Origin of the sequence: Micromonospora sp. NPDC051300, from assembly GCF_044455315.1 — a bacterium.
In the GTDB taxonomy this organism is placed as follows: domain Bacteria; phylum Actinomycetota; class Actinomycetes; order Mycobacteriales; family Micromonosporaceae; genus Micromonospora; species Micromonospora robiginosa.
Genome location: NZ_JBITEP010000026.1, coordinates 52,100 through 76,687, shown reverse-complemented (window position 1 = coordinate 76,687; position 24,588 = coordinate 52,100). Strand labels below are relative to the sequence as shown.

Below are 24,588 nucleotides of genomic sequence, written 5' to 3'. Positions count from 1 at the left end.
CGGAAGCGCGGTCAGGTCAGAGCAGTGAGCGCCTTGGCGTAGGGGGCGGGGACGAAGTTCGGACCGCCGGGGGTGAAGACGTCGGAGGTCGACGCCGCCTGCCACGCGGTGTCGGGTAGCGCCGCCACCAGGGCCTTGACCACCGGGGCGTCCCGCCACTGGTCCTGCTGCGCGAGCAGGCTCAGCGCGACCACCGACTCCTCCACCTCGCCGACGCACTCGAACGGCTTGTGCCCGTCGACGCCGAGCAGTTCCCGGTAGCCGGCGGTCTGCGACTCGTCGGCAAGCAGGTCGCCGCCGAAGATGCCGGTGAGCCGCTCGCGGGACATGAACGGGGCCATGGCCAGGAAGACGAACCGGCACTTCGGGCAGTTGCGGCACCAGCGCTCGCTCGCGTCGCGGAGCTTGAACGCGGCGTTGCAACTGGTCACCACCGCGTCGTAGCGGTCGATCTCGGCGAACAGTCGGGCGATGTGCAGCTCGGACAGGGAGCGCAGGAGCGAGAAGTACGGCTCGGTGAGCCCGGCGTGCTCGGCCAGCGCCGCGCGCAGCAGCCCTTCCGCCTCGACGCCCTTGGACCACTGGTGGTTGATCTCGTGGCCCTGCCAGACCAGGTTCGGGTCGGAGGCGGAGCGCTCGTTGGACATCACCACCGGGCCGAGCCCGTGCAGCACGGCGGTGGCGACCGCGATCAGCGAGTTGATCGCGGTGACCGGGATGTGCCCGTTGCGCGCGCCGGCCGCGTTCAGCTCGAACAGCACCGGGTCGAGCCGACGCCGGGCGGCCAGCGGCACCAGGTCGGACGCCTCGTTGACCGAGACGATCACGTGGTTCGGGTTGACCGAGAACGGCACCGGGTCGAGACCGGCCCGGCGCAGCGCCTCCAGCGTGACGATGGAGTCCTTGCCGCCGCCGACGGCTGACAGGGGGCGCCGGTCGGAGTTGTCCAGCGGGGTGGCCGGGTCCACCGAGCCGGCCGGCACCTCCGGCCGCAGGGCCAGCACGTGCGGCAACTGGTTGCGGTACGCGTACTCGGCGAGGCCCTTGGTGTAGACGGCGGTGACCAGCTCGACGGCGGCGGCGCCCAGCGGCGCCGGCAGCACCAGCCGGGGCGGCGCGGCGGCCTTGTAGTAGCTGACGCCGGCCACCACGTGCAGCAGCTCCAGCACCCGGCCGAGGGTGGCCGCGGTGGCGTCGGAGACCGGCTCGGCCGGCAGCGGGAGCGTGATCACCTCGGTGAACCGCTGCTCGCCGTCGGGACCGGTGAGGGCGTAGTCGAACAGGACCTCGCCCGTGGCGAAGTCGATCGAGTAGGACGGGAAGGTGAAGGCGTCCATCCGCCGCAGCTGCTCGTTGGGCACACGCCATACTAGGCCCTGGTTCGTCCACCCGTGTCCGGCTGGGCCGGACCCCTGCCCACCGAGCCCGAGGAGAGCCTGTGCGCCTGTCTGATCTGCGCGGACGTCATGTCGCCGTCTGGGGTGCCGGCCGTGAGGGCCGGGCCGCGGTGACCGCGATCGCCGCGCACGGCCCGGCCGACCTGGTCGCCGTCGACGACAGCGCGAACTTCCTCAGCCTGCCCTGGGAGGGCCCGCTCGCGGCGGCGGCGCCGCTGGTCACCGGCGAGGAGGGCTTCGACCGGCTGGCCGCCGCCGACGTGGTGGTCCGCTCGCCGGGCGTGCCCAACACCCACCCGTGGATGGTGGAGCTGCGCCGTCGTGGGGTGCCGGTCACCCAGGGCAGCGCGCTGTGGATGGCCGACCACGCGGACCGGACCGTCGGGGTGACCGGCAGCAAGGGCAAGAGCACCACCTCCAGCCTGATCAGCCACCTGCTCACCGCGATGGACCTGCCGAACGTGTTCGGCGGCAACATCGGCGTGCCGCTGCTCGACCTGCCCGAGGCGGAGCGGTACGTGCTGGAGCTGTCCAGCTACCAGTGCGCCGACCTGACCGACTCGCCGCGGGTGGCGGTGGTGACCGCGCTCTTCCCGGAGCACCTGGACGCGCACGGCGGCGAGCGGGAGTACTACCGGGACAAGCTGAACCTGATCGCGCACGGGCCGCACACGGTGGTGGTCAACGGCGCCGACCCGCGGTTGGCCGTCGAGCTGGGCGACCGGGCGGCGGTGCGGGCCGGCTCGCCGGACACCACCCACGTGGCCACCGGCCCGGACGGCGCGCCGTGGTTCCACCTGGGCGACGCGCCGCTGTTCCCGCGTGCCGTGCTGCCGCTGGTCGGCCGGCACAACGAGGGCAACCTGTGTGTCGCGTTGGCCGTGCTGGACGCGTTGGGCGTGGACGTGGTGGCGCGGCGGGACAGCCTGGCCGTGGCGGTGGCCGAGTTCCAGGGCCTGGCCCACCGGCTGACCGAGATCGCCGACCCGTCCGGGCTCACCTTCGTCGACGACACGCTGGCGACCAGCCCGTACGCGGCGATGCACGCGATCGACGCGTACGAGGGGCGGCCGTTGACGGTGATCGTCGGCGGCACCGACCGGGGGCTCGACTACGCGCCGCTGCGCGAGCACCTGGCCGAGCGGGAGATCACCGTGATCGGCATCCCGGACAGCGGCGCGCGGATCGTCGAGGCGCTCGCCGGGCTGGCGGCGGTGCGCACCGAGTTGGCCGACGACCTGGTCGCCGCCGTCGGGCTGGCCCGCAAGCTCACCCCGGCCGGCGGGGTGGTGCTGCTGTCCCCGGCCGCGCCGAGCTACGGCCGGTTCCGCAACTTCGAGCACCGCTCCGAGGTGTTCGCGCAGGCGGTGGCGGACACGGCTCGCTGAGGTTCAGTCCCGGCCGGCAGGCGACGTGTCGTGGGTCGGCGGCGCGTCGAGCGCCGCCGGTTCCGGCGCCGCGGTGTCGTCGGCCGGCTCGCCGGTGGCCGGGGCGTCGGGTGCGGCCCGGTGCTTGTGCGGGGTCCAGGCGAACGCGAGCGCGCCGCCGACCAGGGCGAGCAGCATGCCGACCAGGAACCCGCCCAGGTTCGAGGTGAGCCAGGAGACCAGCCCGAGCAGCAGCGACAGCAGCGCGTAGAAGACCCGCTGCTGCGGGGTCGCGACAAGCAGCACCCCGCAGAGCACGAGGATCGCCGGGACCAGATATGCCGCCAGGCCCTGTGGCCCGACGTGCAGCAGCACGCCGAGCGGCGCGCGCAGCGTCACCAGCATCTCGGCGCCGCCGAGCGCGACGAGCACCCCGGCGGTGAGGGGGCGGGCCCGCCGCCAGCGGCGCCAGCGCCCGGCGGGGCGGGCGGCCGGCGCCGCGTGTTGTCCGGCGGTCACGTCAGCACCCGTCGGAGCTGAAGCCCATGCGCAGGTTGGGCAGCGTGAAGATCGCGGCGGTGGTGGCGTAGTTGTTCTGCCGCAGATTGGTGATGGTCACCGTGTCGGCCTGCTGGGCGAAGACGCCCGCGTTGCCCTTGACGCCGGGGACCTGGTCGACGGTGCTGGCGTCCTGCCCGACGTTGATCTTCTTGAACGAGGCGTTGCCGGCGATCTCGTCGCCGTCGACGACGAGCGTGCGGGCGCTGACCGGCTTGCCGGCGCCGCCGGCGGTGATCCGCAGGTTGGTCCCGCCCAGGTTGATGCTCTGGCAGAGGTTGGTCAGCTCGGCCTTGTCGATGGCCGAGACGATGACGAGCACCTGGCCGCCGGTGTCGCCCTGGTTGGGGCTGTCCGGGATCATCTGGTCGAGCGTGGCGAACTGCTCGAATCCGGTGCCCTCGAGTTTGTCGGCGGTGACGGTGAACGGCATTCCGGAGATGGCGAACTGCGCGCCGAGCACGCCCTGGGCGGTCAGCACGACCATGCCGGCCGCGCCGGCCGCGACGGCGCCGAGCGTGACGGCGAACCGGCGCCAGCGCACGCCGCTGCTCGGTTGGCCGGGCTCGATCGGTGCGGTCTGCTCCGACATGGCGACTCTCCCTTTCGAGATCAATTCATCCACGACGATGTGCAGGCCGAAGTTACCGCTGAGTAAAGGAGGGGTCAACAGATCGTTAGTCGGTATCTGCCAATTGTGGCCAAAGTGAAAAACCGCTGCGGTTTTCCACCCCTTCTCAGGGCGCGCAGGGCGCGACCGCGGCCGGCCCGTCGTCCGGCCGGGCCGCCCGGGTCGCCCGGCGGGCGTCCTCCGGGCCGAGGAAGGGCGCGGTGGCCGCGTACGTGAGCACCGGCAGCAGGAGCGGCAGTTCCTCGGCCCGCCCCCGCGCCACCCGGGCGCGGATGGTGGCGTAGATGCCGCCGACCACGGTGGACACCAGCACGTCGCGGTCCACCCCGTCGACCGCCGGTCCCGGGCCGGCGTCGGCGAAGAACCGGCGGAAGCTGTGCAGCAGCGCGTCGCGCTCCCGTCGGGCGTCCGGGCCGGCGGCGTCCACCTCGACAAGCGCCATCCGGGCGAAGGCGGGCACGCTGGCCAGCACGTCGAGCAGGGTGCGCAGCGCCGCCCGGGCGGCGTCCGGCCAGGCCGGACCGGCGTCGGCGTAGGCGGCCGCCATCAACTGCGAGACCACCGCGACGCCGTGCCGGTAGGTGGCGAGGAACGCGTCCTGCTTGCCGCTGAACAGGGCGTAGAACGCCGGCCGGGTGACCCCGGCGGCGTGGCAGATGTCGCTGACCCGGGCGTTGTCGTACCCCCGGTTGGCGACCTCCCGCACCAGGCCGTCGAAGAGCCGGTCGCGCTGGGTGGCCGCCACCTCCTCGGCCGGCACCCGCCGCGGGCCGCGCTTGATCGCGCGGTCGGGATCGCGGCCGTGCCGCGCACCCGGCAGGGGCGCGGGCGGGGGTGGGCCCTGCATGGTCAAGATATCGGCCTTCCTTGATGCGTTGACTTTACGACCCTCTGAGGTTTATAACTTTCGACACGCTCAGTTGACAGCCGGTAACCGAATGTGATCTCTCCGAGCGGTTCGACGGCTGTCATTATCGCCGCCCGTCTCCACCCACCGCCGGAAGGAACCACCATGCCCAGGTACGGACGTATCGGCGCGGGCCTCGCCGCCCTGGCGCTGCTGACCGGTCTGGTCGGCGCCGCCCCCGCCACCGCCGCCCCCGCCACCGCACTGGCCAGCGCCGTGCTGACCTACCCGGCCCCGGCCGGCACCGCGGTCTCGGTGGGCGACGTCATCCAGGCCAGCCTGAAGACCGGCACCAACGCCACGTTCTACAACTCGGCCAGCGGCACCACAGGCATCAAGTGCGCCGCGTCAAGCTTCAGCGCCAAGGTGCTGACCAACCCGACCGCCCCCGGCACCGCCACCGAGAGCCTCACCGCGCAGACGTTCACCAGTTGCACCACGAACGTCCTCGGCACCACAGGCGTGCAGAGCGTGACCGTCAACAACCTGCCGTACTCCACCAAGGTCACCAGCGCCGGCGTGGTCACCATCTCCGGCACCGCGACCGCGCCGATCCAGAGCACCGTCGTGCTGAACTCGCTGCTCGGCCCGATCACCTGCGTCTACCGGACCGGCACCAACACGCTCACCGGCACGGCGGCCAACGCCACCAACTCGATCGCGTTCACCAACCAGACCCTGACCAAGTTCTCCGGCCCGTCGCTCTGCTTCGGCACCGCCTACTTCACCGCGACGTACTCGCCGGTGAAGGACACCAGCAAGACCGGCAGCCCGGGCGTCTACGTCAACTGATCCACCCCGGCTCGCGGGCCGGTGCGCGGCGGTTCGCCGGGCACCGGCCCCGCCGTGCGCCGACCCGCACCGGGGTACGTGGTGTCAGGTGCGCGGGGCCGTCGCGCGACACAGTGACAGTTGTCCCTGCCCGCGCGCGGTGGGAGCGTGCGGGGACCAATTGCCGCCGAAAGGGTGCGCCGATGACCACCGACGACCTGCTGGCCCGGCACCGGGCCGTGCTCCCGTCCTGGATGCCGCTCTACTACGCCGAACCCCTCGAACTGGTCGCCGGCTCCGGCCGCCGGGTCACCGACGCGGCGGGACGTAGCTACCTGGACTTCTTCGGCGGCGTGCTGACCAACATGATCGGTTACGACATCCCGGAGATCAGTGAGGCGGTGCGGCGGCAACTGTCCACCGGCCTGGTGCACAGCTCCACGCTCTACCTGATCCGCCAGCAGGTCGAGCTGGCCGAGAAGGTCGCCCGGGTCTCCGGCATCCCCGACGCGCGCGTCTTCTTCACCAATTCCGGCACCGAGGCGAACGAGGCCGCGCTGCTCGTCGCCACCAACCACCGGCGGTCGCACCAGATCCTCGCCGTGCGCAACAGCTACCACGGCCGGTCGTACGCGACGATGGGCGTCACCGGCAACCGCGGCTGGTCGGCCAGCGCGCTCAACCCGCTCCAGGTGGCCTGGCTGCACTCCGGCGAGCGGCTGCGCGGGCTGCTGTCCCGGCTCGACGCCGACGACCGGGTCGACGCCGCGGCCGAGGACCTGCGCGAGGTGCTGGCCACCCAGACCGCCGGCGACGTGGCCTGCCTGATCGCCGAGCCGATCCAGGGCGTCGGCGGCTTCACCCACGGCCCGGACGGGCTCTTCGCCGCCTGGAAGAAGGTGCTCGACGAGCACGGAATCCTGCTGATCAGTGACGAGGTGCAGACCGGCTGGGGGCGCACCGGCGAGCACTTCTGGGGTTACCAGGCGCACGGCGTCACCCCGGACCTGCTCACCTTCGCCAAGGGCATCGGCAACGGCTTCGCCCTGGCCGGGGTGGTCGGCCGGGCCGAGGTGCTGGAGGCGGTGCCGGCGATCAGCTTCTCCACGTTCGGCGGCAACCCGGTCTCCACCGCCGCCGGCAACGCGGTCCTCGACTACCTGCTCGACCATGACCTGCAGGCCAACGCGGCACGGGTCGGCGCGATCCTCGGCGACGGCCTGCGCGCCGCCGTCGCCGGCCTTGACGAGGTCGCCGAGGTGCGCGGCAAGGGCCTCATGCTGGCCGTCGAGTTCGTCCGCCCCGGCTCCGTCGAGCCGGACCCGGAGCTGACCACCCGGGTCTTCGAGGCGTGCCGCGCCGGCGGACTGCTTGTCGGCAAGGGCGGCCTGTACGGCAACGTGGTGCGGATGGGCCCACCGCTGACGCTCACCGAGGACGAGGCCCGCGAGGGCCTGGCCATCCTGGTCGACGCGATCCGCGCCTCGATCGGAGCGGCGGCGTGAACCTCGTCGGGCACTACGTGGACGGCAAGCGGACCACCGGGGAGTCCGAGCGGCGCGGCGACGTCTTCGACCCGGCCACCGGCCGGCGTACCGGGCAGGTGGCGCTGGCCTGCGCCGCCGACGTGGCCGGCGCGGTGGAGGCCGCCGAGCGGGCCGCCCGCGACTGGCGGGACGCCTCGCTGGCCCGGCGCACGGCGGTGATGTTCGCCGTGCGGGAGCTGGTGCACGCCCGCCGGGACCGGCTCGCCGAGGCGATCACCGCCGAGCACGGCAAGGTCCTCGCCGACGCCGCCGGCGAGGTGCAGCGCGGCCTGGAGGTGATCGAGTACGCCTGCGGCATCGCCTCCGCGCTGCGCGGCGGGTTCAGCGAGAACGTGTCCACCGAGGTCGACTCGTACAGCCTGCGGCAGCCGCTGGGCGTGGTCGCGGTGATCTCCCCGTTCAACTTCCCGGTCATGGTGCCGCTGTGGTTCGTGCCGGTGGCGATCGCCTGCGGCAACGCGGTCGTGCTCAAGCCGAGCGAGAAGGACCCGAGCGCGGCGCTGCTGCTGGCCGAGTGGTTCACCGAGGCGGGCCTGCCCGACGGGGTGCTCAACGTGGTCAACGGCGACAAGGAGGCGGTCGACGCGCTGCTCGACCACCCCGGCGTGAAGGCCGTGTCGTTCGTCGGCTCGACCCCGGTGGCCCGGTACGTGCACCAGCGCGGCGCGCTGGCCGGCAAGCGGGTGCAGGCGCTCGGCGGGGCGAAGAACCACATGGTGGTGCTGCCCGACGCCGATCTGGACCTGGCCGCCGACGCCGCGGTCAACGCCGGGTTCGGCTCGGCGGGGGAGCGGTGCATGGCGATCTCCGCGCTGGTCGCGGTGGAGCCGGTGGCCGACGCGCTGGTCCCGCGGATCGCCGAGCGGATGGCCCGGCTGCGCACCGGGGACGGCCGGCGCGGCTGCGACATGGGGCCGCTGGTCACCGCCGCGCACGCCCGGCGGGTCCGGTCGTACGTCGAGTCCGGGGTGTCCGCCGGCGCGGTGCCGGTGGTGGACGGGCGCACCGTCACACCGGACGGCGAGCCGGGCGGCTTCTGGCTCGGTCCCACCCTCTTCGACCACGTCCGGCCGGAGATGTCGATCTACACCGACGAGATCTTCGGTCCGGTGCTGAGCGTGCTGCGCGTCGACTCGTACGACGAGGCGGTGGAACTGGTCAACGCCAGCCCGTACGGCAACGGCACGGCGATCTTCACCAACGACGGCGGCGCCGCCCGGCGCTACCAGTACGAGGTGGAGGTCGGCATGGTCGGCGTCAACGTGCCGATCCCGGTGCCGATGGCCTACTACTCGTTCGGCGGGTGGAAGGCGTCGCTCTTCGGTGACCTGCACGCGCACGGCGCCGACGGGATCGCGTTCTTCACCAGGGGCAAGGTGGTCACCAGCCGCTGGCTCGACCCGCGCCACGGCGGGGTCAACCTCGGCTTCCCCACCCAGACCTGAGCAGCCGCAGCAGTCCCGCCCCGGCCAGGTACGCCACCAGCGCCGGGGCGGGCAGCCCGAGCGGCTCCGGCGCGCTCTTGGGCGCGAGGCTGTTCAGCAGCAACCCGGCGACCAGCGCGGCGTACCCGGTGACGGCCAGCGGGGTCGCGGCCCGCCCGCGCCGGGCGACTCGGCCACGGTCGCCGGCTCCGGCGGCGGGCGCGCGGCCGGGCGGGCGGTCGGGCGGGCCGGCCGGGCCGGCGGGGCGGCGGGTGCGGGCCTCGATCGGGCCGAAGACGGCGACCAGCGCGGCCAGCACGACGGCCAGGGCGGCCAGCCACGGGATCCGCCAGGCCCACCAGATGGCCGAGCCGACCGGGGGAGTGGGCAGCACGCCGAGCGCGTCGAGCAGGCCGACCAGCAGGATCGCGGCGGTCAGGTGCCAGAGGAAGACGGTCAGCACCACCGCGTTGACCGCGATCACCGCCTGCCACGGGCCGGGCCGGCGCAGCAGCCGCCCGGCCGGGCCGCGCAGCAGCAGGATCAGCCCGAGCTGGGTGGTGGCCGCGGCGAGCAGCGCCACGCTGGGCGGGGCGGCGTTGTCCAGCCGCTCGCCGGCCACGTGCAGCATCGCCACCGGGTAGGGCCCTACGGTGGCCAGCAGCACCAGCGCGACCAGCCCGACCGCCAGCAGCGTAGCGCCGGCCCGCCGGGACAGCGGCAGCCGTCGACGCCGGGGCAGCTCGGGTGACCGGGCGTCGTACCAGGCGAAGCCGAGCTGGTGCACGGCCAGCCAGGCGAACAGGTAGTTGCCGTCGGCCAGGGCGGTCGGGCCGAGGAGCCGGCCGAGGTCGCCGAGCGCGACCAGACCGGCCAGGGCCGCCGGGACGGCGAGTCCGAGGCGGCGGTGCAGCGCGTACATCGGCGGGGTCAGCGCCACCACCGCGAAGTAGGCGACCAGGAACCACAGCGGGATGGTGGCGAACCAGACCACGGTGCGGACCTGCGCCGGGTCGGCCCCGCGCAGGGTGGCGACCGCGGCGCCGGCGGCCAGCACCAGCAGCAGCGCGGTGGTCGGCCGGACCAGCCGGGCGCTGCGGTCCACCAGCCAGCCGGTGGCGGTGCCGCCCCGGGCCCGGCGGGCGGCCAGCGAGGCGGCGTTGGCATAGCCGCCGACCAGGAAGAACACCGGCATCACCTGGGCCACCCAGGTCAGCGGCCAGGCCCACGGCAGGTCGGGCAGCGCCGAGTGGCCGGACGGGCGACCGTGCTCGTAGCCGATCACGGTCACGCCCCAGTGGCCGAGGACGACCATGGCGATGGCCAGCGCCCGGAGCAGGTCGACGTAGCGATCCCGCCCCGGCGGCGTGCGCTCGGCGAGCTGCCGCAGGCGGCGCATGAGCCCAGGCTATGCCAGCGCCCGCCGACCGGTACGGATAACGGTTCGGCCCTGAGGTCTTGTGGTCCGCGTCTCGTCGGCGTAGAAATTCTTCAACGAAAACGTGTTTGGTGAAGAGAAGCGACAGAGTCACCGAGGAGATGCGATGAACAGGCGTGAGATCCTTCGCCGCAGCGCCGCCGCCGGTCTGCTGGCCACCCCCGCCGCCGGCCTGCTCGGCGGCTGTGCCACGTCCGGCGGCGACGACAAGGGTGACGCCGGGGCCTACAAGGGCACCAAGAGCGAGCAGAACCCGCTCGGCGTGAAGGAGGACGCCCCGCTCGAGGTGGTCATCTTCAACGGCGGCTTCGGCGAGGACTACGCCAAGGCCCACGAGGCCATGTACAAGGAGAAGTACCCGAAGGCGGAGATCAAGCACTCGGCCACGCAGGAGATCAGCAAGACCCTCCAGCCCCGTTTCGTCGACGGCAGCCCGCCGGACGTGGTGAACAACTCCGGCGCCGGCCAGATCGACTTCAACGGCCTGGTCTCGCAGAACGCGCTGGCCGACCTGAGCGACCTGCTCGCCGCGCCGAGCCTCGACGTGCCCGGCAAGACGGTCAAGGACACGCTGCTGCCCGGCACCGTCGAGGTCGGCTCCTACGACGGCAAGTTCCTGGTGCTGAACTACACCTACACCGTGTACGGCATCTGGCACTCCACCAAGCTCTTCGCCGACCGAGGGTGGACCTACGCCAAGACCTGGGACGAGCACATCGCGCTCTGCCGGCAGATCAAGGCCGCCGGCATCGCCCCCTGGACGTACGCCGGCCTGCACCCCCGCTACATGAGCTGGCCGCTGATCTCCACCGCGATCAAGCTGGGCGGACCCTCGGTCGCGCTGGCCATCGACAACCTGGAGCCCAACGCCTGGAAGTCGGACGCGATGAAGACCGCCGCCGACGCCTGGCACCAGATCGTCAAGGACAAGTTCATCCTCGCCGGCTCCCCGGGCCTGGACCACAAGCAGTCGCAGACCGCCTGGTGCCAGGGCAAGGCCGCGTTCATCTCGTGCGGCTCCTGGCTGGAGAGCGAGCAGAAGGACGTCACCCCGGCCGGGTTCGACATGACCGTCGCGCCGACGCCGAGCCTGGGCAGCGGCGACAAGCTGCCGTTCGAGGCGATCCGGGGCACCGCGGGCGAGCCGTTCATGGTGCCGGCGAAGGCGAAGAACACCGCCGGTGGCCTCGAATACTTCCGGACCATGCTGTCCCGCAAGGGTGCGCAGGACTTCACGAGGAAGGTCGCCAGCCTGCCCGTGGTCGCCGGCGCCACCGAGGGCGTCGAGCTGCCGTTCGGGCTGGCCACGGTGGTCAAGGCGCTCGACGCGTCCGGGTCGAACGGCTTCAACTGGGTCTACAACAACTACTACCGCAAGCTGGAGCGCAACCTGGTCGACGCCGCCTGCGGCGAGTTCTTCAGCGGGCGGATCTCCCCGGCCGAGTTCCTCGACCAGTGCCAGAAGGGCGCCGACTCGATCGCGCAGGACACCTCGGTCAAGAAGTACAAGCGGGCCGCGTGACGATCGGATGCGACACGGTCGACTCCCGCTGATCCTCTGCTTCCTGCTGCCACCGCTGGCGGTCTACGGCATCTTCGTGCTCTCGCCGTACCTCCAGGCGTTTCAGATCTCCACCACCGACTGGCTGGGCTACTCCGCGCAGGCCGACCAGGTCGGCCTGGCGAACTTCCGCACCCTGCTGCACGACGGGTACGTCTGGAACGCGTTGAAGAACAACGCGATCCTGCTCGCGGTGGTGCCGGTGGTGACCATCGCGCTGGGTCTCTTCTTCGCCAGCATGCTGACCATGGGGGGCCGCAAGGGCCGCGCCGGCGTGACCGGGGTACGCGGCACGGCGGTCTACCGGCTGGTCTACTTCTTCCCGCAGGTGCTCTCCGTGGTGATCATCGCATTGCTGTGGAAGGAGATCTACAGCCCGACCAGCGGCCTGCTCAACGGCGCGCTGCGCGCGGTCGGGCTGGCCGAACCGCCGGCCTGGCTCGGCGACCCGCGGTTCGCGTTCTGGTGCGTGCTGGCCGTGATGGTGTGGAGCAACGTCGGCTTCTACGTGGTGCTGTTCGGCGCCGCCATGCAGGCCATCCCGCGTGACATCTACGAGGCGGTGCTGCTCGACGGCGCGTCCCGGGCCACCATGCTGCGGAGGATCACCATCCCGCTGCTCTGGGACACCATCCAGGTCGCCTGGATCTACCTGGCCATCGCGGCACTGGACGGCTTCATCCTGGTGCAGCTCATGACCAACGGCGGGCCGAACTTCTCCTCCGACGTGATCGGCCTGCGGATGTACGACACCTCGTTCGGCAGCGAGAACAAGTTCGGGTACGCCTCGGCGATCGGCGTGGCCATGTTCTTCCTGACCCTCTCGGTGGCGGTGCTGGCGCTGCGGACCGCCCGGCGTGATCGGATCGAGTACTCGTGACCACAGTCGACACCGGCGCGCCGACCGCCGCCGTGCCACGTGACACCGCCCCGGCGGACCGCCCGCCTCGTCGCGAGACGGGCGTGGCGAACGTCTTCTCGCACGGCTTCCTGCTGCTCTGGGCGGCGATGACCATCCTGCCGCTGGCCTGGATGCTGCTCAGCTCGCTGAAGAGCAACGGCGAGATCATCGCCGACCCGTGGGGGCTGCCCGAGGCGTTGCGGTTCGACAACTGGGCGCGGGCCTGGACCAACGCCCACATCGGCCGCTTCTTCTTCAACAGCCTGGTGGTGGTGACCGGCTCGCTGACCCTGACCATGCTGCTCGGGGCCACCGCCGCGTACGTCTTCGCCCGCTACGAGTTCCGCGGCCGCCAGGTGGTCTACTACCTGTTCGTCGGCGGCATGATGTTCCCGGTGTTCCTGGCCCTGGTGCCGCTCTTCTTCGTGGTGCGCAGCGTGGGCCTGCTCGGCACCTGGCCGGGGTTGATCCTGGTGTACACCGCGTACTCGCTGCCGTTCACGGTGTTCTTCCTGACCGCGTTCTTCCGCACGCTGCCGACCTCGGTGGCGGAGGCCGCGATGATCGACGGGTGCGGCCACTTCCGGCTCTTCTTCCGGGTGATGCTGCCGATGGCGCGACCGGGACTGATCAGTGTGGGAATCTTCAACTTCCTCAGCCACTGGAACCAGTTCCTGCTGCCCCAGGTGCTCATCCCCGGCGACGGGCCGAACCGGATGCTCGCCCAGGGACTCAGCTCGCTCGCGGTCAGTCAGGGCTACGCCGGTGACTACGCCCAGCTCTTCGCCGGGTTGACCATCGCGGTGCTGCCGGTGCTGGTGGTCTACGTGGCCTTCCAGCGCCAGATCCAGGCCGGCCTGACCGCCGGGCAGCTCAAGTGAGGTCGTTCCAATAAGGTGAGCCGGCACACTCATCTTATTGACAGGAAACTCCATGTTCTTTCTCATCTACACGTTGCTGTTGCTGCTCGGCGGCATCGCGATGGTCGCCGTCGGCGTCGCCATCAAGGAGCAGGGGACCGGCTCGCGCATCCTCAACGTGGTCGTCGGCCTGGCCTTCTTCGCCTACGGCTTCTACCTGCTGTTCCTCTTCGACGGCGGTGACTACCGGATCTTCTTCTACGTCTTCATCCTGCCGATCCTGCTGATCGTGCGCGCGGTGAAGGCCCGCAAGGAGGCCCGCGAGCGCGCCTCGGTGCACCAGTTCGCCGGCGCGCCCCAGCAGGGCATGTTCCCGCCGTCCGGGCACGGCCAGCCGGCCCCCGGCTTCCCGCCGGCCCAGGGTCAGCCCGCGCCCCACGGCGCGCCCCAGCAGGGCCAGCCGGCACCCTACGGTGCGCCGCAGCAGGGTCAGGCCGCGCACTACGGCGCGCCGCAGCAGGGCCAGCCGGCACCCTACGGTGCGCCGCAGCAGGGCGGGGCGTACCCGCCGCACGCCGGGCAGCCGGGCCAGGCGGCTCCGCAGGGGTGGCACCCGGAGCAGCAGGGCAACCCGAACGCCTGAACCGACCCCGAGGGCCGGCCGATCCTGTCGGCCGGCCCTCGTCGCGCCCGGCCGGAGGGACGCCACCGACGGTGGCGCCGACCGAGGCGCGAGGGGCGTTCGCTGACCGAATCTGATCGGAACGGCCGAACGGTTCCGTCGAACGACCTCCGGCCGGCGCTCGGGCGCCCTGACGCACGTTTCCGGGCCGTCCGGCCCGTTACCGGCGTCGGATGGGCCGGGGAGTGGGCGGGAAAGGTGGGCGGTCCGCGCCTACAAACTTGATGACGCGGACGACTCGCGGCGGCCGACCGCTGCCGAATCACCTGCGTCATCAGGTTTGCAGGCGCCGCGCGGGCTGCGCGCCCGTGGCTCGGACGGCGACTTCCGGAGGCCTTTCGAGCTGAGAGCGGGAACGACTCACCCGCCGCTACTGCCCTTCGACCGTGGTGAGTCGTACCTGCTCTCAGCTCCAAAGGGAGGCGGAGAGCTACCATCCGTCGGCGCGGGGCGCGGGGCGCGGGGCGCGGGGCGCGGGGCGCGGGGCGCGGGGCGCGGGGCGCGGGGCGCGGGGCGCGGGGCGCGGGGCGCGGGGCGCGGGTCAGGCGGGCGGCGGGACGAGCCGGGCGTGCAGCGCGGTCGGGTCGGTCACCTCGGGCAGGTCGTGGGCGGCGAGCCAGGCCGCCGCGGCGGCGCCGTCCCCGGCACTGTGCAGCGGGGCGTCCGGCCAGCGGCGGGCCAGTTCGGCCCGGACGGCGTCGGCCAGCGGGGTGTCGCCGGTGAGCAGGCCGCCGCCGAGCACCACGGGGTCGGCCGCGCCGGCGTGCCGGATCCGGGACACGCTCTCGGCCAGCAGCGCGGCGGCGTCGGCGACCAGGGCGGTGCCGGTCGGCTCGCCCGCGCGGGCCGCCGCGACGACAAGTGGCGCGAAGCGGGCCAGTTCCACCGGGGGACACCGGGTGACCGCCTGCACCACGGCGTCGACCGTCGCCCGGGGGCGGGCGGCCACCTCGGTGGTGCCGGTCAGCTCCGCCAGCACCTGGCGGCCCAGTTCGCCGGGGGTGTCGGCGCGGTCCAGGTCGGCGAGCAGCCGGCGGACCGCCTCCCGGCCGAGCCAGAAGCCGGAGCCGGCGTCGCCGAGCAGCCAGCCGTGGCCGTCGGCGGTGCGGTCCAGGCGCAGGTCGCGGACCTGGGCGGCGATCGCGCCGGTGCCGGCGACGAGCACGGTGCCGTCCGGGGCGGCGGTGCCGGAGGCGTAGGCGACCAGGGCGTCGCCGTGCACCGTGTACGGGCAGCGCAGTCCCGCCTCGGCCCAGGCCCGGTCGAACGCGGCGCGCCCCTGCGGGTCGGCCAGGAGGCGGCCGGCACCCGCGAGGCCGATCGTGCCGGCGCGTACCCGGGTCGGGTCGACGTCGGCGAGCGCCGCGCGCAGGGCGGCGAGCAGTTCGGCGGCGGCCCGCTCGGCGCCGTGGCTGGTCGGGTTGCCGCCGCCGGCGCGGCCGGCGCCCAGGCGGGCCCCGTCGAGGCCCAGGGCGGTGGCGCGGGTGGACGTGCCCCCGACGTCGAGGCCGACCACGACGGTGTCCGACATGGTCCTCATGCTGGCCGCCCAGGTGGGTCCGGCGCAAGATCGCGCTGGTGTGCCAGGTAACAGTTTGAAAACTTCGCCCACGCTCTTGACACGGAGGGCCCTTCAGTAAGAACTTTTACCACTAACAGTTAACACTCTTTTCCGAAAGGTTCCCGCCGATGGCCGAGCACGACGCCGAGACCTCCGCGGCGACCGCGGTGGTCGATGCCGCTCCGGTCGACCGGCGGGGCGTCGACGGGGTGCTGGCCAGGGTTCGGGCCGGCGTGGGTGAGCTGACCGGGGCGTTGCGCCGGGTCGCCGAGCACGTGCTCAGCGACCCGGAGGCGGCGGCCCGGGCGACAATCGTGGAGCTGGCCGAGCGGAGTGGCACCTCGCCGGCGACCATCACCCGGTTCTGCCGGGCGATGGGCTTCGAAGGCTACGCCGACCTGCGGCTCGGCATCGCCGCCGAGACCGGCCGGGCCCGCTCCGCCGGCTGGACCGTGGACATCGGCCGGGAGATCCAGCCCGGTGACCCGCTGTCCCGGGTGCTCGACCAGATCATGGCCGCCGACACCCGCGCCATGCACGACACCGCCGCGCTGCTCGACCTGACCGAGGTGGAACGGGCGGCGGTGGCCATCGCCGGCGCCAACCGGGTGAACATCTTCGGCGCCAGCGGCAGCGCCCTGGTCGGCGAGGAGATGCAGTTCAGCCTGCACCGCATCGGGGTCGCGGCCTGGGCCTGGAGCGACGTGCACGAGGGGCTGGCCAGCGCCGCGCTGCTCGGTGCCGGCGACGTCGCGCTCGGCATCTCGCACACCGGCCAGACCCGGGAGACCATCGAGCTGCTCGCCGAGGCCGGCAGTCGCGGGGCGACCACCGTCGCGCTGACCGGCTTCCCCCGCTCGCCGCTGGCCGAGCTCGCCGACATCGTCCTGGTCACCGCCAGCCAGGCGACGACCTTCCGACCGGACGCGCTCTCCGCCCGGCACCCGCAGCTCGTGGTGCTCGACCTGCTCTACATCGCAGTGGCGCAGCGCACCCACGACCGCGCCCACGCGGCCTTCCGGCGTACCGCCCAGGCCGTCGACGGGCACAAGGCCGCGAAGGGGTCCCTCTCATGATCAGTGCCCAGCGGTACGCGGACGCCGTCCGCCCGGTGCTCGACCGCCTGGTGGACAGCCAGGCCGTCGCGGTGGACCGGGCGGCGGACCTGATCGCCGGCGGCCTGCGTGCCGGCGGCGTCCTCCAGGCGTTCGGCGCCGGTCACTCCGAGGCGTTCGCCGCCGAGCTGGTGGCGCGCGCCGGCGGTCTGGTCCCCACCAACCGACTCTCCCTGCACGACCTCGTGCTGCACGGCGACGCGCCCCGCGACGTGCTCGCCGACCCCAAGCTGGAACGCGACCCGGAGGTGGCGCACCGGCTCTACGCCCTCGCGGCGCCGCAGCCGGAGGACGTGTTCGTGGTCGCCTCGCAGTCCGGCATCAACGGCTCGGTGGTCGAGCTGGCGACGCTCGTCAAGCGCGGCGGTCATCCGTTGATCGCGGTCACCTCGGTCGAGCACACCGCCCGGGTCGCCCCTCGGCACCCCTCCGGGCACCGGCTCGCCGACCTCGCCGACGTCGTGCTGGACAACGGCGCGCCGTACGGCGACGCACTGCTGCCGCTCGAGGGCGGCGGCGCGGTCTGTGCGGTCTCCTCGGTCACCGCGGCGCTGCTGGCGCAGTTGCTGACCGCCGAGGTCGTACGACGGTTCCACCAGGCCGGAGAGGTACCCCCTATCTACCTCTCCGCCAACGTCCCCGGTGGGGACGAGCACAACCTCGCCCTCGAGTCGCGGTACGCCGGGCGCCTCCGGCGGACCGCCTGACCCGACACCACAAGGAGAGACACCATGTCGGTTACCCCCGAGAAGTCCGACCTCAGCCGTCGGACCCTGCTGCAGCGCGCCGGCGCGGCGGGCCTGCTGGCCGTTCCGGCGGCCGGTCTGCTCAGCGCCTGCGCCGGCAGTGAGCCGAGCAAGTCCGACAGCGGCGGCGGCGCGGCCAAGAGCAAGGACAACCCGTTCGGCGTCAAGGACGACAGCGCCGTCAAGGTGGTGGTCTTCAACGGTGGGCTGGGCGACCAGTGGGCCAAGGAGGACACCGTCGTCTTCAACGCCAAGCACCCCAAGGTCACGGTCAACATGTCTTCGACCCAGAAGATCAAGACCGAAGAGCAGCCGAAGATGGCGACCCAGCCGAGCGACCTGGTGATGAACTCGGGCGCCGACATGATGGACCGCAGCACGCTGATCAACGAGGGCGCCATCGAGCCGCTCGACGACCTGCTCACCGCGCCCGCCTGGGACGGTGAGGGGACGGTCGGCGACTCGCTGCTGCCGGGCACGGTCGGCGACGGCACCCAGAACGGCAAGTTCTACGTGGTGAACGTGGCCTACACGGTCTGGGGCAACTGGTACAACGCCGCCCTGTTCAAGAAGGAGGGCTGGACGGCGCCGACGACCTGGGACGAGTTCTTCGCCCTGGCGCCGAAGATCAAGGCCAAGGGCATGGCGCCGTACGTGCACGACGCCATCCACGGCTACTACCCGCGCTGGGGCCTGTTCGCCAGCATCTGGAAGGCGGTCGGCAAGCAGGCCGTCATCGACATCGACAACCTGAAGGACGGCGCCTGGAAGGCCGACGGCATCGTCGCCGCGCTCCAGCCCTGGGAGAAGCTGGTCAAGGACAAGCTGCTGCTGCCGGGCAAGCTCAACCACACCCAGTCGCAGCAGGCGTGGCTGGACGGCAAGGCCGCGTTCATCCAGGTCGGCACGTGGCTGAAGAACGAGATGGCGGCGACCATCCCGCCGGGCTTCGAGCTGACCATCTCGGACTACTGGAGCAACAGCGGCGACAAGGCCGCCAAGGACGTCTTCGCCTCCTCCGGCGAGGGCTTCGTGGTGCCCAGCAAGGCGCCGAACAAGGCGGCCGCCAAGGAGTTCCTGCGGGCCATCCTGTCCAAGGAGGGCTCGGCGAAGTTCGCCGAGCTGACCAAGTCGCTGGCCTCGACCAAGGGCTCCGGCGACAAGGTCCAGGACAGCGCGCTCGCCTCGGCCAACGCCCTGGTGAAGGGTGGCAGCTCGGACCTGATCTCGGTCAAGTTCCCGGACTTCTACGCCGACCTGGACAAGGAGAGCCAGAACCTCTCCGAGGAGCTCTTCGCCGGCCGGCTCACCGCCCAGCAGTTCGTCGACAAGATGCAGGCGGCCGCCGACAAGGTCGCCAAGGACTCGTCGATCAAGAAGCAGACCCGCACCGCCTGATCTCGTCGAGGAAGTGAGTCAAATGCGGCACGGAGTCGCGCGTTTCGTCACGGGCTTCCTGGCCCTGCCCGTCGCGCTGTACCTGTTCTACGTGGTGTGGCCGTTCGCGCAGGCGGCCGGGTACTCGTTGACCGACTGGGGTGGGTACTCGGACTCCCAGCGCTTCGTCGGGCTGGACAACTACGTCCGGCTGTTCTCCGACGAACTGATCCGGAAGGCGTTCTGGCACAACGTTTTCTTCCTGGTCACCGTGCCGCTGTTCACCATCGGGCTGGCCCTGCTCCTCGCGTTCCTGCTCAACGTGGGCGGGCGCGAGGACAGGGCCGGCATCCGCGGGGTGTTCGGAAGCGGCCTCTACAAGGTCATCTTCTTCTTCCCACAGGTGCTCTCGCTGGTCGTGGTCGCGGTGATGTGGCAGCAGATCTACCGCAGCGACGAGCAGGGGCTGATCAACGGGCTGCTGATCAAGGTCGGCCTGGTGGACGCGGACAACCCGATCGCGTTCACCGCCGACCCGGAGCCGTTCCTCGGCATCCCGGCGGTGCTCTGGTGGCTGCTGCTCATCGCGGTGTGGAGCGGCGCGGGTTTCTACATGGTGCTCTTCTCCGCGGCCATGCAGTCCATCCCGAAGGACATCTACGAGGCCGCCATCCTCGACGGCGCGGGGCGGTTCCACACGTTCTTCAAGGTGACCCTGCCGCTGCTGCGCGACACCATCTCGGTCGCCTGGGTCTACCTCGGCTTCATCGCGCTGGACATGTACGCGCTGGTCTTCGTCATGACGCCGAGCCAGGGCGGGCCGAACCACGCCAGCGAGATCTTCGCGTCGGTGCTCAACTTCACCGCGTTCCAGAAGGGCCAGTTCGGCTACGCCTGCGCGATGGGTGTCGCGCTGGCCATCTTCACGATCCTGCTCGCCGCGCTGCAGCTGAGGATCACCCGTCGTGACCGTATCGAGTACTGAAGGAGGCGCGGCGATGAGCACGGCGACGCACCGTCTCGACCGGGCCGACAAGGCCGCCACCGGGTCCGCCCCGGCCCCCGTACGCCGGGGGGAGCGGCACCGCGGCGGTGTCGGCTCCCGGATCTTCAACGGCTTCTCCCACGTGTTCCTCGTGGTGTGGACGCTGATGGTCATCTACCCGCTGCTGTGGGTGGTGATGTCGTCGTTCAAGGACGACTCCGAGGTGATTCGGAAGCCGCTCTCGCTGATCCCGGACAAGCTGCACTGGGAGAACTTCGGGCGGGCCTGGACCGAGGGGCACCTCGGCGCGTTCTTCCTGAACACGGTGCTGGTGCTGGTCGGCAGCGTCACGCTGACCATGCTGCTCGGCTCGATGGCCGCGTACGCGCTGGCGCGGTTCGAGTTCCGGGGCAACCGGTTGATCTACTACATGTTCCTGTCCGGGCTGACCCTGCCGATCTATCTGGCGGCGGTGCCGCTGTTCAAGGGCGTCTACAACACCGGGATCAGCTTCCCGCTGCTCGGCCCGAACAAGCACCTGATGCTGATCCTGGTCTACGTGGCCTGGTCGCTGTCGTTCACGATCTTCTTCATGCACTCGTTCTTCCGGACGCTGCCCGACTCGATCGCCGAGGCGGCCCAGGTCGACGGGGCGTCGCACACCCGGACGTTCTTCAGCGTGATGCTGCCGATGGCCAAGCCGGGCCTGATCAGCATCGGCATCTTCAACGTGCTCGGCCAGTGGAACCAGTGGTACCTGCCGACGCTGCTCATGCAGTCGGTGGCCGGTGAGCCGAAGCACCAGGTGATCGCGCAGGGGCTGATCGAGCTGTCGGTCAACCAGGGCTACAAGTCCGACTGGTCCGGATTGTTCGCCGGGGTCACGATGGCGATGCTGCCGGTGCTGATCGTGTACATCGTCTTCCAGCGTCAGGTGCAGTCCGGCCTCACCGCCGGCGTCGGCAAGTAGCCGCGCGCGGTTGCGGGTAAGGAGGGGCCCCCTTTTAACACGTCGTGGTGAGAAGGTGCCCCTTCTCTACCGCAGGCGTTAACAAGGGGCCCCTCCTTACCCGCGCAGCGTGTCGGTGGAGGGAGGCAGAATCGCGTTTGTGGTGGTGGCGGTGGTGGCGGACGAGCGGGGCGGCGGCGTGCTGCAACCGCTGCACGCCGACGGCCGCCCGGCCGGTCCGGCCGAGGAGGTGGTCGACCTGGCCGCCGCGGTCGCCGCGCGTGAGGCCGCCGAGTGGCCCCGCTGGGTGTGGGCGGCCGGGGCGGGCGTCTACCCGGCGCTGCTGCGCGCCGGGGTCCGGCTCGACCGCTGCCACGACGTCGAGCTGACCGAGGCGTTGCTGCTCGGGCACGCCGGCCGCTGGGGCGAGCCGCGCGGGTTGCCCGCCGCCTGGGCCCGGCTGACCGGCGCGCCGGTCCCGCCGGACCCGGCGCCCCGGGCGCCGGAGCCGCCGGGCCACGGCCAGGTCGCGCTCTTCGACGCGCCGTCCGGCCCGCCGGGTCCGGGCATCGCGGCGTTGACCCGGGTGTACGCCGACCAGCTCGCCCGGATCGCCGCGACCGCACAGCCCGGCCGGTTCCGCCTGCTGGTGGCCGCCGAGTCGGCCGGCGCGCTGGTCGCCGCCGAGATGGGCGCCGCCGGCCTGCCGTGGCGGGTCGACGTGCACGACGCGATCCTGGCCGAGCTGCTCGGCGAGGCGTCCCCGGTGGGCGGGCCGCCGCGCCGGCTGGCCGATCTCCAGGCTCGGATCGCCGCCGCGTTCGGCGTACGCCGGTTGCACGCCGACTCGCCGGCGGAGCTGTTGCGGGCGTTCGCCCGGGCGGGCGTGGAGCTGCCGAACACCCGGGCCTGGGTGCTGCGCGGGGTGGAGCACCCGGCGGTGCCGCTGGTCCTGGAATACAAGGAGCTCTACCGGATCTGGACGGCGCACGGCTGGGCCTGGCGCGACGCCTGGGTGTCCGGCGGCCGGTTCCACCCGGAGTACGTGCCCGGCGGCGTGGTCTCCGGTCGGTGGGCGACGCGGGGCGGCGGCGCGTTGCAGATCCCGAAGGTGATCCGGCGGGCGGTGGTGGCGGACCCGGGGTGGACGTTCGTGGTGGCCGACGCGGGTCAGCTCGAACCGCGGGTGCTCGCCGCGGTCTCCGGGGACGAGCGGCTGGCCGCCGCCGGTGGCGCCGGCGACCTCTACGCGGCGCTGGCCCGGGACGCCTTCGGCGGTGACCGGGCGCGGGCCAAGGTGGCGCTGCTCGGCGCGATGTACGGCCAGACCGGCGGCGCTGCGGTGCCGGCGCTGGCGGTGCTGCGGAGGAGCTACCCGACGGCGTTCGGCTACGTCGAGGCGGCGGCGCGCACCGGTGAGGCGGGCGGGTTGGTCCGGTCGTGGTTGGGTCGCACCTGCCCGCCGGGCGCGGTGGGGTTCGCCGACGGGGACGAGCCGGCACCGGACGGCGAGGCGGAACCGCACAGCCCGTCGGCGCGCGCGGCCCGCTCCCGGGGGCGGTTCACCCGCAACTTCGTCATCCAGGCCACCGCCGCCGAGTGGGCCTCGACGCTGCTGGCCACGCTCCGCACCGAGTTGGCCGGCACCGCAGGTGAGCTGGTCTTCTTCCAGCACGACGAGGTGATGGTGCACTGCCCGGTCGAGGAGGCGGCGGCGGTCACCGAGGCGGTCGCCGCCGCCGGCGCGCGGGCCACCCGGCTGCTGTTCGGCGACACCCCGGTACGGTTCCCGCTCGACCTGTCCACCGTGGACTGTTACGCCGACGCGGCATAGTCACACAATTTCCCGTTTTGCCCCGCTACCCGCTCCCGCGCGCGCTCGTTGGGCCCCATGTGCGTACGACGGGACGGACCGGGCGCTGCTGTGCCCGGTCCGTCCCCCTGGTCGAGGGGGCACCGCTGAACCGGATCGCTGCAATGATCATCGCCGCTGGTGGCGGACGCCGCATCGGCGGACCCGAGGCGCTGCTGCACCAGGGCGAGAAGCCGCTGGTCAGCCGGATGGTCGACACCATGGCCGAGGCCGGCTGCGCGCAGGTCGTGGTCGTGCTCGGCGCGGCGGCCGAGCAGGTGCGGCGGACCACCGACCTGACCGGCGCCACGGTCGTGGTCAACCGGGCCTGGGGGACCGGCGTCGGCTCCTCCATCCGGGCCGGGCTCGCCGCGTTGACCGACGACGACATCGAGGCGGTCGTCGTGGTGCCGGTGGACATGCCCGGGCTCACCGCCGCGGCGGTGCGGCGGGTGACCGCCCTGCCCTACCCGGACGCGCTGGTCTGCGCCACCTACGAGGGACTGCGCAACTACCCGATGCTCTTCGGCCGCCGGCACTGGCCCGGCATCGCCACGCTGGCCAGCGCCGACGTCGGCGCCCGGCCCTACCTGCTGGCGCACAAGGACCAGATCGTCGACATCGCCTGCGACACGGTGGCCGACGGTAGCCGGATCGACAGCCCCGAGCTGATGGCGCTCTACGGCCTGTCGGTGCCCGAGCAGCGCATCGGCGCCTGACCGACCGCTCGGTGTCGGACCCGGCTGTCAGGATGCCCCTGTGGCGTACGACGAGGATCTGGCGGACCGGGTGCGGGAGCTGGTCGGGCGGGAGCCCGGCGTCGACGAACGACGCATGTTCGGCGGCCTGGCGATGATGCTGCGCGGCAACATGGCCGTGGTGATCCGGGGCGCGGGCGGGCTGATGGTGCGCGTCGACCCGGGCGAGTCCGCGGTCGCGCTCGCCGAGCCCGGCGCCGAGGCGACCGTGATGCGCGGGCGGCCGATGCGCGGCTGGGTCACCGTCGATCCGTCGGCCTGCGCGCGCGACGCCGACCTGGCCCGGTGGGTCGACCGGGGGGTCCGCGCGGCCGCCGGCCTGCCCGCGAAGTGACCCGCCCGCCCGGTTAATCGGCTGCGCCGCCGGCCCTCGCGTCCTACGCTCGGCGCCCAGCCGGCCGGGTCGCTGCCCGCGTGGCCGGCCGGGCCGCCGTCGGTCCGGGCAGCGGATCGGAGATGAACGCCGCGATGACGAGTCACCTCTTCGCGATCAGTGTCGACGCGCGGGAGCCGCTGCGGCTCGCCGGCTTCTGGGCCGGGCTGCTCGGCCGGGACCTGGCCGACGACCCGCGTGACGGGCTCGCGCTGCGGCCCGACGGCGACGCCGGTCTCCGCATCCGGTTCCTGCCGGCGGACACGCCGAAGGTCGGGCAGAACCGCATCCACTTCGACCTGACCAGCGCCTCGCCGCAGGGCCAGCGGGAGACGGTGACCCGGGCGATCGGGCTGGGCGGGCGCCACGCCGACGTCGGCCAGCGAGGCGACGAGGGGCACGTGGTGCTCGCCGACGGCGAGGGCAACGAGTTCTGCGTCGTCGAGGCGGGCAACAGCTTCCTCGCCGGCTGCGGATTCGTCGGCGCGGTCAACTGCGACGGCTCCCAGGCGGTCGGCTACTTCTGGCACGAGGCGCTGGGCTGGCCGCTGGTCTGGGACCAGGACGAGGAGACCGCGATCCAGTCGCCTCGGGGCGGCGCGAAGATCACCTGGAGCGGTCCGCCGCTGCTGCCCCGGCACGGCCGCGACCGCATCCACCTGGACCTCGCGCCGCCGGTCGGCGACGACCGGGAGGCGGAGGTCGCCCGGCTGCTCGCGCTCGGGGCGACCCGGGTCGGCGTCGGCCGGCACACCGCCGACGACGTGGTGCTGGCCGATCCCGACGGCAACGAGTTCTGCGTGCTCACGCCCCGCTGACGCGGGCCGG

General features: G+C 72.4%; 23 protein-coding genes. 17 read left to right on the top strand and 6 right to left on the bottom strand.

Translation table 11 applies throughout. The features are described 5' to 3' along the window. Positions 1-11: 11 nt before the first annotated feature. Positions 12-1,361 (bottom strand): hypothetical protein, encoded by a 1,350-nt coding sequence (locus ACIA5A_RS24405; RefSeq protein WP_396766590.1) that lies wholly within the window; start codon positions 1,359-1,361, stop codon positions 12-14. Positions 1,362-1,438: 77 nt separating this feature from the next. On the opposite strand from ACIA5A_RS24405, the gene murD reads away from it, so the two are divergent. Next, positions 1,439-2,785 carry a UDP-N-acetylmuramoyl-L-alanine--D-glutamate ligase gene (gene murD / locus ACIA5A_RS24400; protein ID WP_396766587.1) on the top strand — a complete coding sequence of 449 codons (1,347 nt, stop codon included), beginning with the start codon at positions 1,439-1,441 and terminating at the stop codon, positions 2,783-2,785. A gap of 3 nt (positions 2,786-2,788) precedes the next feature. On the opposite strand, the gene ACIA5A_RS24395 is transcribed toward murD, so the two are convergent. The 3 genes from ACIA5A_RS24395 to ACIA5A_RS24385 all read right to left on the bottom strand — a co-directional run bounded on the left by ACIA5A_RS24395 (position 2,789) and on the right by ACIA5A_RS24385 (position 4,800). Further along, positions 2,789-3,283: a DUF6114 domain-containing protein gene (locus tag ACIA5A_RS24395; protein WP_396766584.1), complete on the bottom strand. Its 495-nt coding sequence runs from the start codon at positions 3,281-3,283 to the stop codon at positions 2,789-2,791. A gap of 1 nt (position 3,284) precedes the next feature. After that, a complete protein-coding gene (locus ACIA5A_RS24390) occupies positions 3,285-3,914 on the bottom strand; it encodes a DUF6230 family protein (RefSeq protein WP_396766582.1) in 630 nt (209 codons plus the stop codon). A 145-nt stretch (positions 3,915-4,059) separates the two neighbouring features. Continuing rightward, positions 4,060-4,800 carry a TetR/AcrR family transcriptional regulator gene (locus ACIA5A_RS24385; protein ID WP_396766615.1) on the bottom strand — a complete coding sequence of 247 codons (741 nt, stop codon included), beginning with the start codon at positions 4,798-4,800 and terminating at the stop codon, positions 4,060-4,062. A 165-nt stretch (positions 4,801-4,965) separates the two neighbouring features. Between ACIA5A_RS24385 and ACIA5A_RS24380 the strand changes: the two genes are divergently transcribed. From ACIA5A_RS24380 to ACIA5A_RS24370, 3 genes are all read left to right on the top strand, one after another. Beyond that, positions 4,966-5,652 (top strand): Tat pathway signal sequence domain protein, encoded by a 687-nt coding sequence (locus tag ACIA5A_RS24380; RefSeq protein WP_396766580.1) that lies wholly within the window; start codon positions 4,966-4,968, stop codon positions 5,650-5,652. Positions 5,653-5,834: 182 nt separating this feature from the next. Then, the gene (locus tag ACIA5A_RS24375) at positions 5,835-7,136 is read left to right on the top strand and encodes an aspartate aminotransferase family protein (protein ID WP_396766578.1); all 1,302 of its coding nucleotides are present in this window, start codon (positions 5,835-5,837) and stop codon (positions 7,134-7,136) included. Further along, positions 7,133-8,623, top strand: a complete 1,491-nt coding sequence (locus ACIA5A_RS24370; RefSeq protein ID WP_396766575.1) for a CoA-acylating methylmalonate-semialdehyde dehydrogenase — start codon at positions 7,133-7,135, stop codon at positions 8,621-8,623. Before ACIA5A_RS24375 ends, ACIA5A_RS24370 begins: the two co-directional genes overlap by 4 nt. Here the strand turns inward: ACIA5A_RS24370 and ACIA5A_RS24365 are convergent. Further along, positions 8,595-10,001, bottom strand: a complete 1,407-nt coding sequence (locus tag ACIA5A_RS24365; RefSeq protein WP_396766572.1) for an acyltransferase — start codon at positions 9,999-10,001, stop codon at positions 8,595-8,597. The genes ACIA5A_RS24370 and ACIA5A_RS24365 overlap by 29 nt on opposite strands. A gap of 145 nt (positions 10,002-10,146) precedes the next feature. Between ACIA5A_RS24365 and ngcE (ACIA5A_RS24360) the strand changes: the two genes are divergently transcribed. Genes ngcE (ACIA5A_RS24360) through ACIA5A_RS24345 form a run of 4 tightly spaced genes read left to right on the top strand, consistent with a single transcriptional unit; the run spans position 10,147 to position 14,005 of the window. Further along, the gene (gene ngcE, locus ACIA5A_RS24360) at positions 10,147-11,562 is read left to right on the top strand and encodes an N-acetylglucosamine/diacetylchitobiose ABC transporter substrate-binding protein (protein ID WP_396766569.1); all 1,416 of its coding nucleotides are present in this window, start codon (positions 10,147-10,149) and stop codon (positions 11,560-11,562) included. Positions 11,563-11,569: 7 nt separating this feature from the next. Next, positions 11,570-12,481: a carbohydrate ABC transporter permease gene (locus tag ACIA5A_RS24355; RefSeq protein ID WP_396766566.1), complete on the top strand. Its 912-nt coding sequence runs from the start codon at positions 11,570-11,572 to the stop codon at positions 12,479-12,481. Further along, positions 12,478-13,383 (top strand): carbohydrate ABC transporter permease, encoded by a 906-nt coding sequence (locus tag ACIA5A_RS24350; RefSeq protein WP_396766563.1) that lies wholly within the window; start codon positions 12,478-12,480, stop codon positions 13,381-13,383. Before ACIA5A_RS24355 ends, ACIA5A_RS24350 begins: the two co-directional genes overlap by 4 nt. 52 nt (positions 13,384-13,435) lie before the next feature. Beyond that, positions 13,436-14,005: a hypothetical protein gene (locus tag ACIA5A_RS24345; RefSeq protein WP_396766560.1), complete on the top strand. Its 570-nt coding sequence runs from the start codon at positions 13,436-13,438 to the stop codon at positions 14,003-14,005. A 580-nt stretch (positions 14,006-14,585) separates the two neighbouring features. Here the strand turns inward: ACIA5A_RS24345 and ACIA5A_RS24340 are convergent. Continuing rightward, positions 14,586-15,575, bottom strand: coding sequence for an N-acetylglucosamine kinase (locus ACIA5A_RS24340; RefSeq protein ID WP_396766558.1), 990 nt, complete (start codon positions 15,573-15,575; stop codon positions 14,586-14,588). 158 nt (positions 15,576-15,733) lie between these two features. On the opposite strand from ACIA5A_RS24340, the gene ACIA5A_RS24335 reads away from it, so the two are divergent. From ACIA5A_RS24335 to ACIA5A_RS24295, 9 genes are all read left to right on the top strand, one after another. After that, positions 15,734-16,681, top strand: coding sequence for a MurR/RpiR family transcriptional regulator (locus ACIA5A_RS24335; RefSeq protein WP_396766555.1), 948 nt, complete (start codon positions 15,734-15,736; stop codon positions 16,679-16,681). Then, a complete protein-coding gene (locus tag ACIA5A_RS24330) occupies positions 16,678-17,427 on the top strand; it encodes an SIS domain-containing protein (protein ID WP_181569292.1) in 750 nt (249 codons plus the stop codon). The genes ACIA5A_RS24335 and ACIA5A_RS24330 overlap by 4 nt, the downstream gene beginning before the upstream one ends. Positions 17,428-17,451: 24 nt before the next feature. Beyond that, positions 17,452-18,864 carry an N-acetylglucosamine/diacetylchitobiose ABC transporter substrate-binding protein gene (gene ngcE / locus ACIA5A_RS24325; RefSeq protein ID WP_396766552.1) on the top strand — a complete coding sequence of 471 codons (1,413 nt, stop codon included), beginning with the start codon at positions 17,452-17,454 and terminating at the stop codon, positions 18,862-18,864. Between the two features lie 22 nt (positions 18,865-18,886). Then, on the top strand, positions 18,887-19,828 hold the full coding sequence (locus tag ACIA5A_RS24320) for a carbohydrate ABC transporter permease (RefSeq protein WP_396766549.1): 942 nt from the start codon (positions 18,887-18,889) through the stop codon (positions 19,826-19,828). Positions 19,829-19,841: 13 nt separating this feature from the next. Continuing rightward, positions 19,842-20,798, top strand: a complete 957-nt coding sequence (locus tag ACIA5A_RS24315; RefSeq protein ID WP_396766547.1) for a carbohydrate ABC transporter permease — start codon at positions 19,842-19,844, stop codon at positions 20,796-20,798. Between the two features lie 109 nt (positions 20,799-20,907). After that, positions 20,908-22,611: a bifunctional 3'-5' exonuclease/DNA polymerase gene (locus ACIA5A_RS24310; protein WP_396766545.1), complete on the top strand. Its 1,704-nt coding sequence runs from the start codon at positions 20,908-20,910 to the stop codon at positions 22,609-22,611. A 143-nt stretch (positions 22,612-22,754) separates the two neighbouring features. Further along, a complete protein-coding gene (locus ACIA5A_RS24305) occupies positions 22,755-23,348 on the top strand; it encodes an NTP transferase domain-containing protein (RefSeq protein WP_396766543.1) in 594 nt (197 codons plus the stop codon). Between the two features lie 40 nt (positions 23,349-23,388). Then, a complete protein-coding gene (locus ACIA5A_RS24300) occupies positions 23,389-23,721 on the top strand; it encodes a TfoX/Sxy family protein (RefSeq protein WP_396766540.1) in 333 nt (110 codons plus the stop codon). Between the two features lie 134 nt (positions 23,722-23,855). Continuing rightward, positions 23,856-24,578: a VOC family protein gene (locus ACIA5A_RS24295; RefSeq protein WP_396766613.1), complete on the top strand. Its 723-nt coding sequence runs from the start codon at positions 23,856-23,858 to the stop codon at positions 24,576-24,578. The last annotated feature ends 10 nt before the right edge of the window (positions 24,579-24,588 follow it).

What these genes read in the sequence shown, in the direction of transcription:
- ACIA5A_RS24320 (WP_396766549.1), top strand. Translation starts at nt 18,887, where the DNA reads ATGCGGCACGGAGTCGCGCGTTTCGTCACGGGCTTCCTGGCCCTGCCC.
- ACIA5A_RS24365 (WP_396766572.1), bottom strand. Translation starts at nt 10,001, where the DNA reads ATGCGCCGCCTGCGGCAGCTCGCCGAGCGCACGCCGCCGGGGCGGGAT.
- ACIA5A_RS24375 (WP_396766578.1), top strand. Translation starts at nt 5,835, where the DNA reads ATGACCACCGACGACCTGCTGGCCCGGCACCGGGCCGTGCTCCCGTCC.
- ACIA5A_RS24340 (WP_396766558.1), bottom strand. Translation starts at nt 15,575, where the DNA reads ATGTCGGACACCGTCGTGGTCGGCCTCGACGTCGGGGGCACGTCCACC.
- ACIA5A_RS24355 (WP_396766566.1), top strand. Translation starts at nt 11,570, where the DNA reads ATGCGACACGGTCGACTCCCGCTGATCCTCTGCTTCCTGCTGCCACCG.
- ACIA5A_RS24380 (WP_396766580.1), top strand. Translation starts at nt 4,966, where the DNA reads ATGCCCAGGTACGGACGTATCGGCGCGGGCCTCGCCGCCCTGGCGCTG.
- ACIA5A_RS24345 (WP_396766560.1), top strand. Translation starts at nt 13,436, where the DNA reads ATGTTCTTTCTCATCTACACGTTGCTGTTGCTGCTCGGCGGCATCGCG.
- ACIA5A_RS24330 (WP_181569292.1), top strand. Translation starts at nt 16,678, where the DNA reads ATGATCAGTGCCCAGCGGTACGCGGACGCCGTCCGCCCGGTGCTCGAC.
- ACIA5A_RS24305 (WP_396766543.1), top strand. Translation starts at nt 22,755, where the DNA reads ATGATCATCGCCGCTGGTGGCGGACGCCGCATCGGCGGACCCGAGGCG.
- ACIA5A_RS24295 (WP_396766613.1), top strand. Translation starts at nt 23,856, where the DNA reads ATGACGAGTCACCTCTTCGCGATCAGTGTCGACGCGCGGGAGCCGCTG.
- ACIA5A_RS24315 (WP_396766547.1), top strand. Translation starts at nt 19,842, where the DNA reads ATGAGCACGGCGACGCACCGTCTCGACCGGGCCGACAAGGCCGCCACC.
- ACIA5A_RS24390 (WP_396766582.1), bottom strand. Translation starts at nt 3,914, where the DNA reads ATGTCGGAGCAGACCGCACCGATCGAGCCCGGCCAACCGAGCAGCGGC.
- ACIA5A_RS24335 (WP_396766555.1), top strand. Translation starts at nt 15,734, where the DNA reads ATGGCCGAGCACGACGCCGAGACCTCCGCGGCGACCGCGGTGGTCGAT.
- ACIA5A_RS24385 (WP_396766615.1), bottom strand. Translation starts at nt 4,800, where the DNA reads ATGCAGGGCCCACCCCCGCCCGCGCCCCTGCCGGGTGCGCGGCACGGC.
- ngcE (WP_396766552.1), top strand. Translation starts at nt 17,452, where the DNA reads ATGTCGGTTACCCCCGAGAAGTCCGACCTCAGCCGTCGGACCCTGCTG.
- ngcE (WP_396766569.1), top strand. Translation starts at nt 10,147, where the DNA reads ATGAACAGGCGTGAGATCCTTCGCCGCAGCGCCGCCGCCGGTCTGCTG.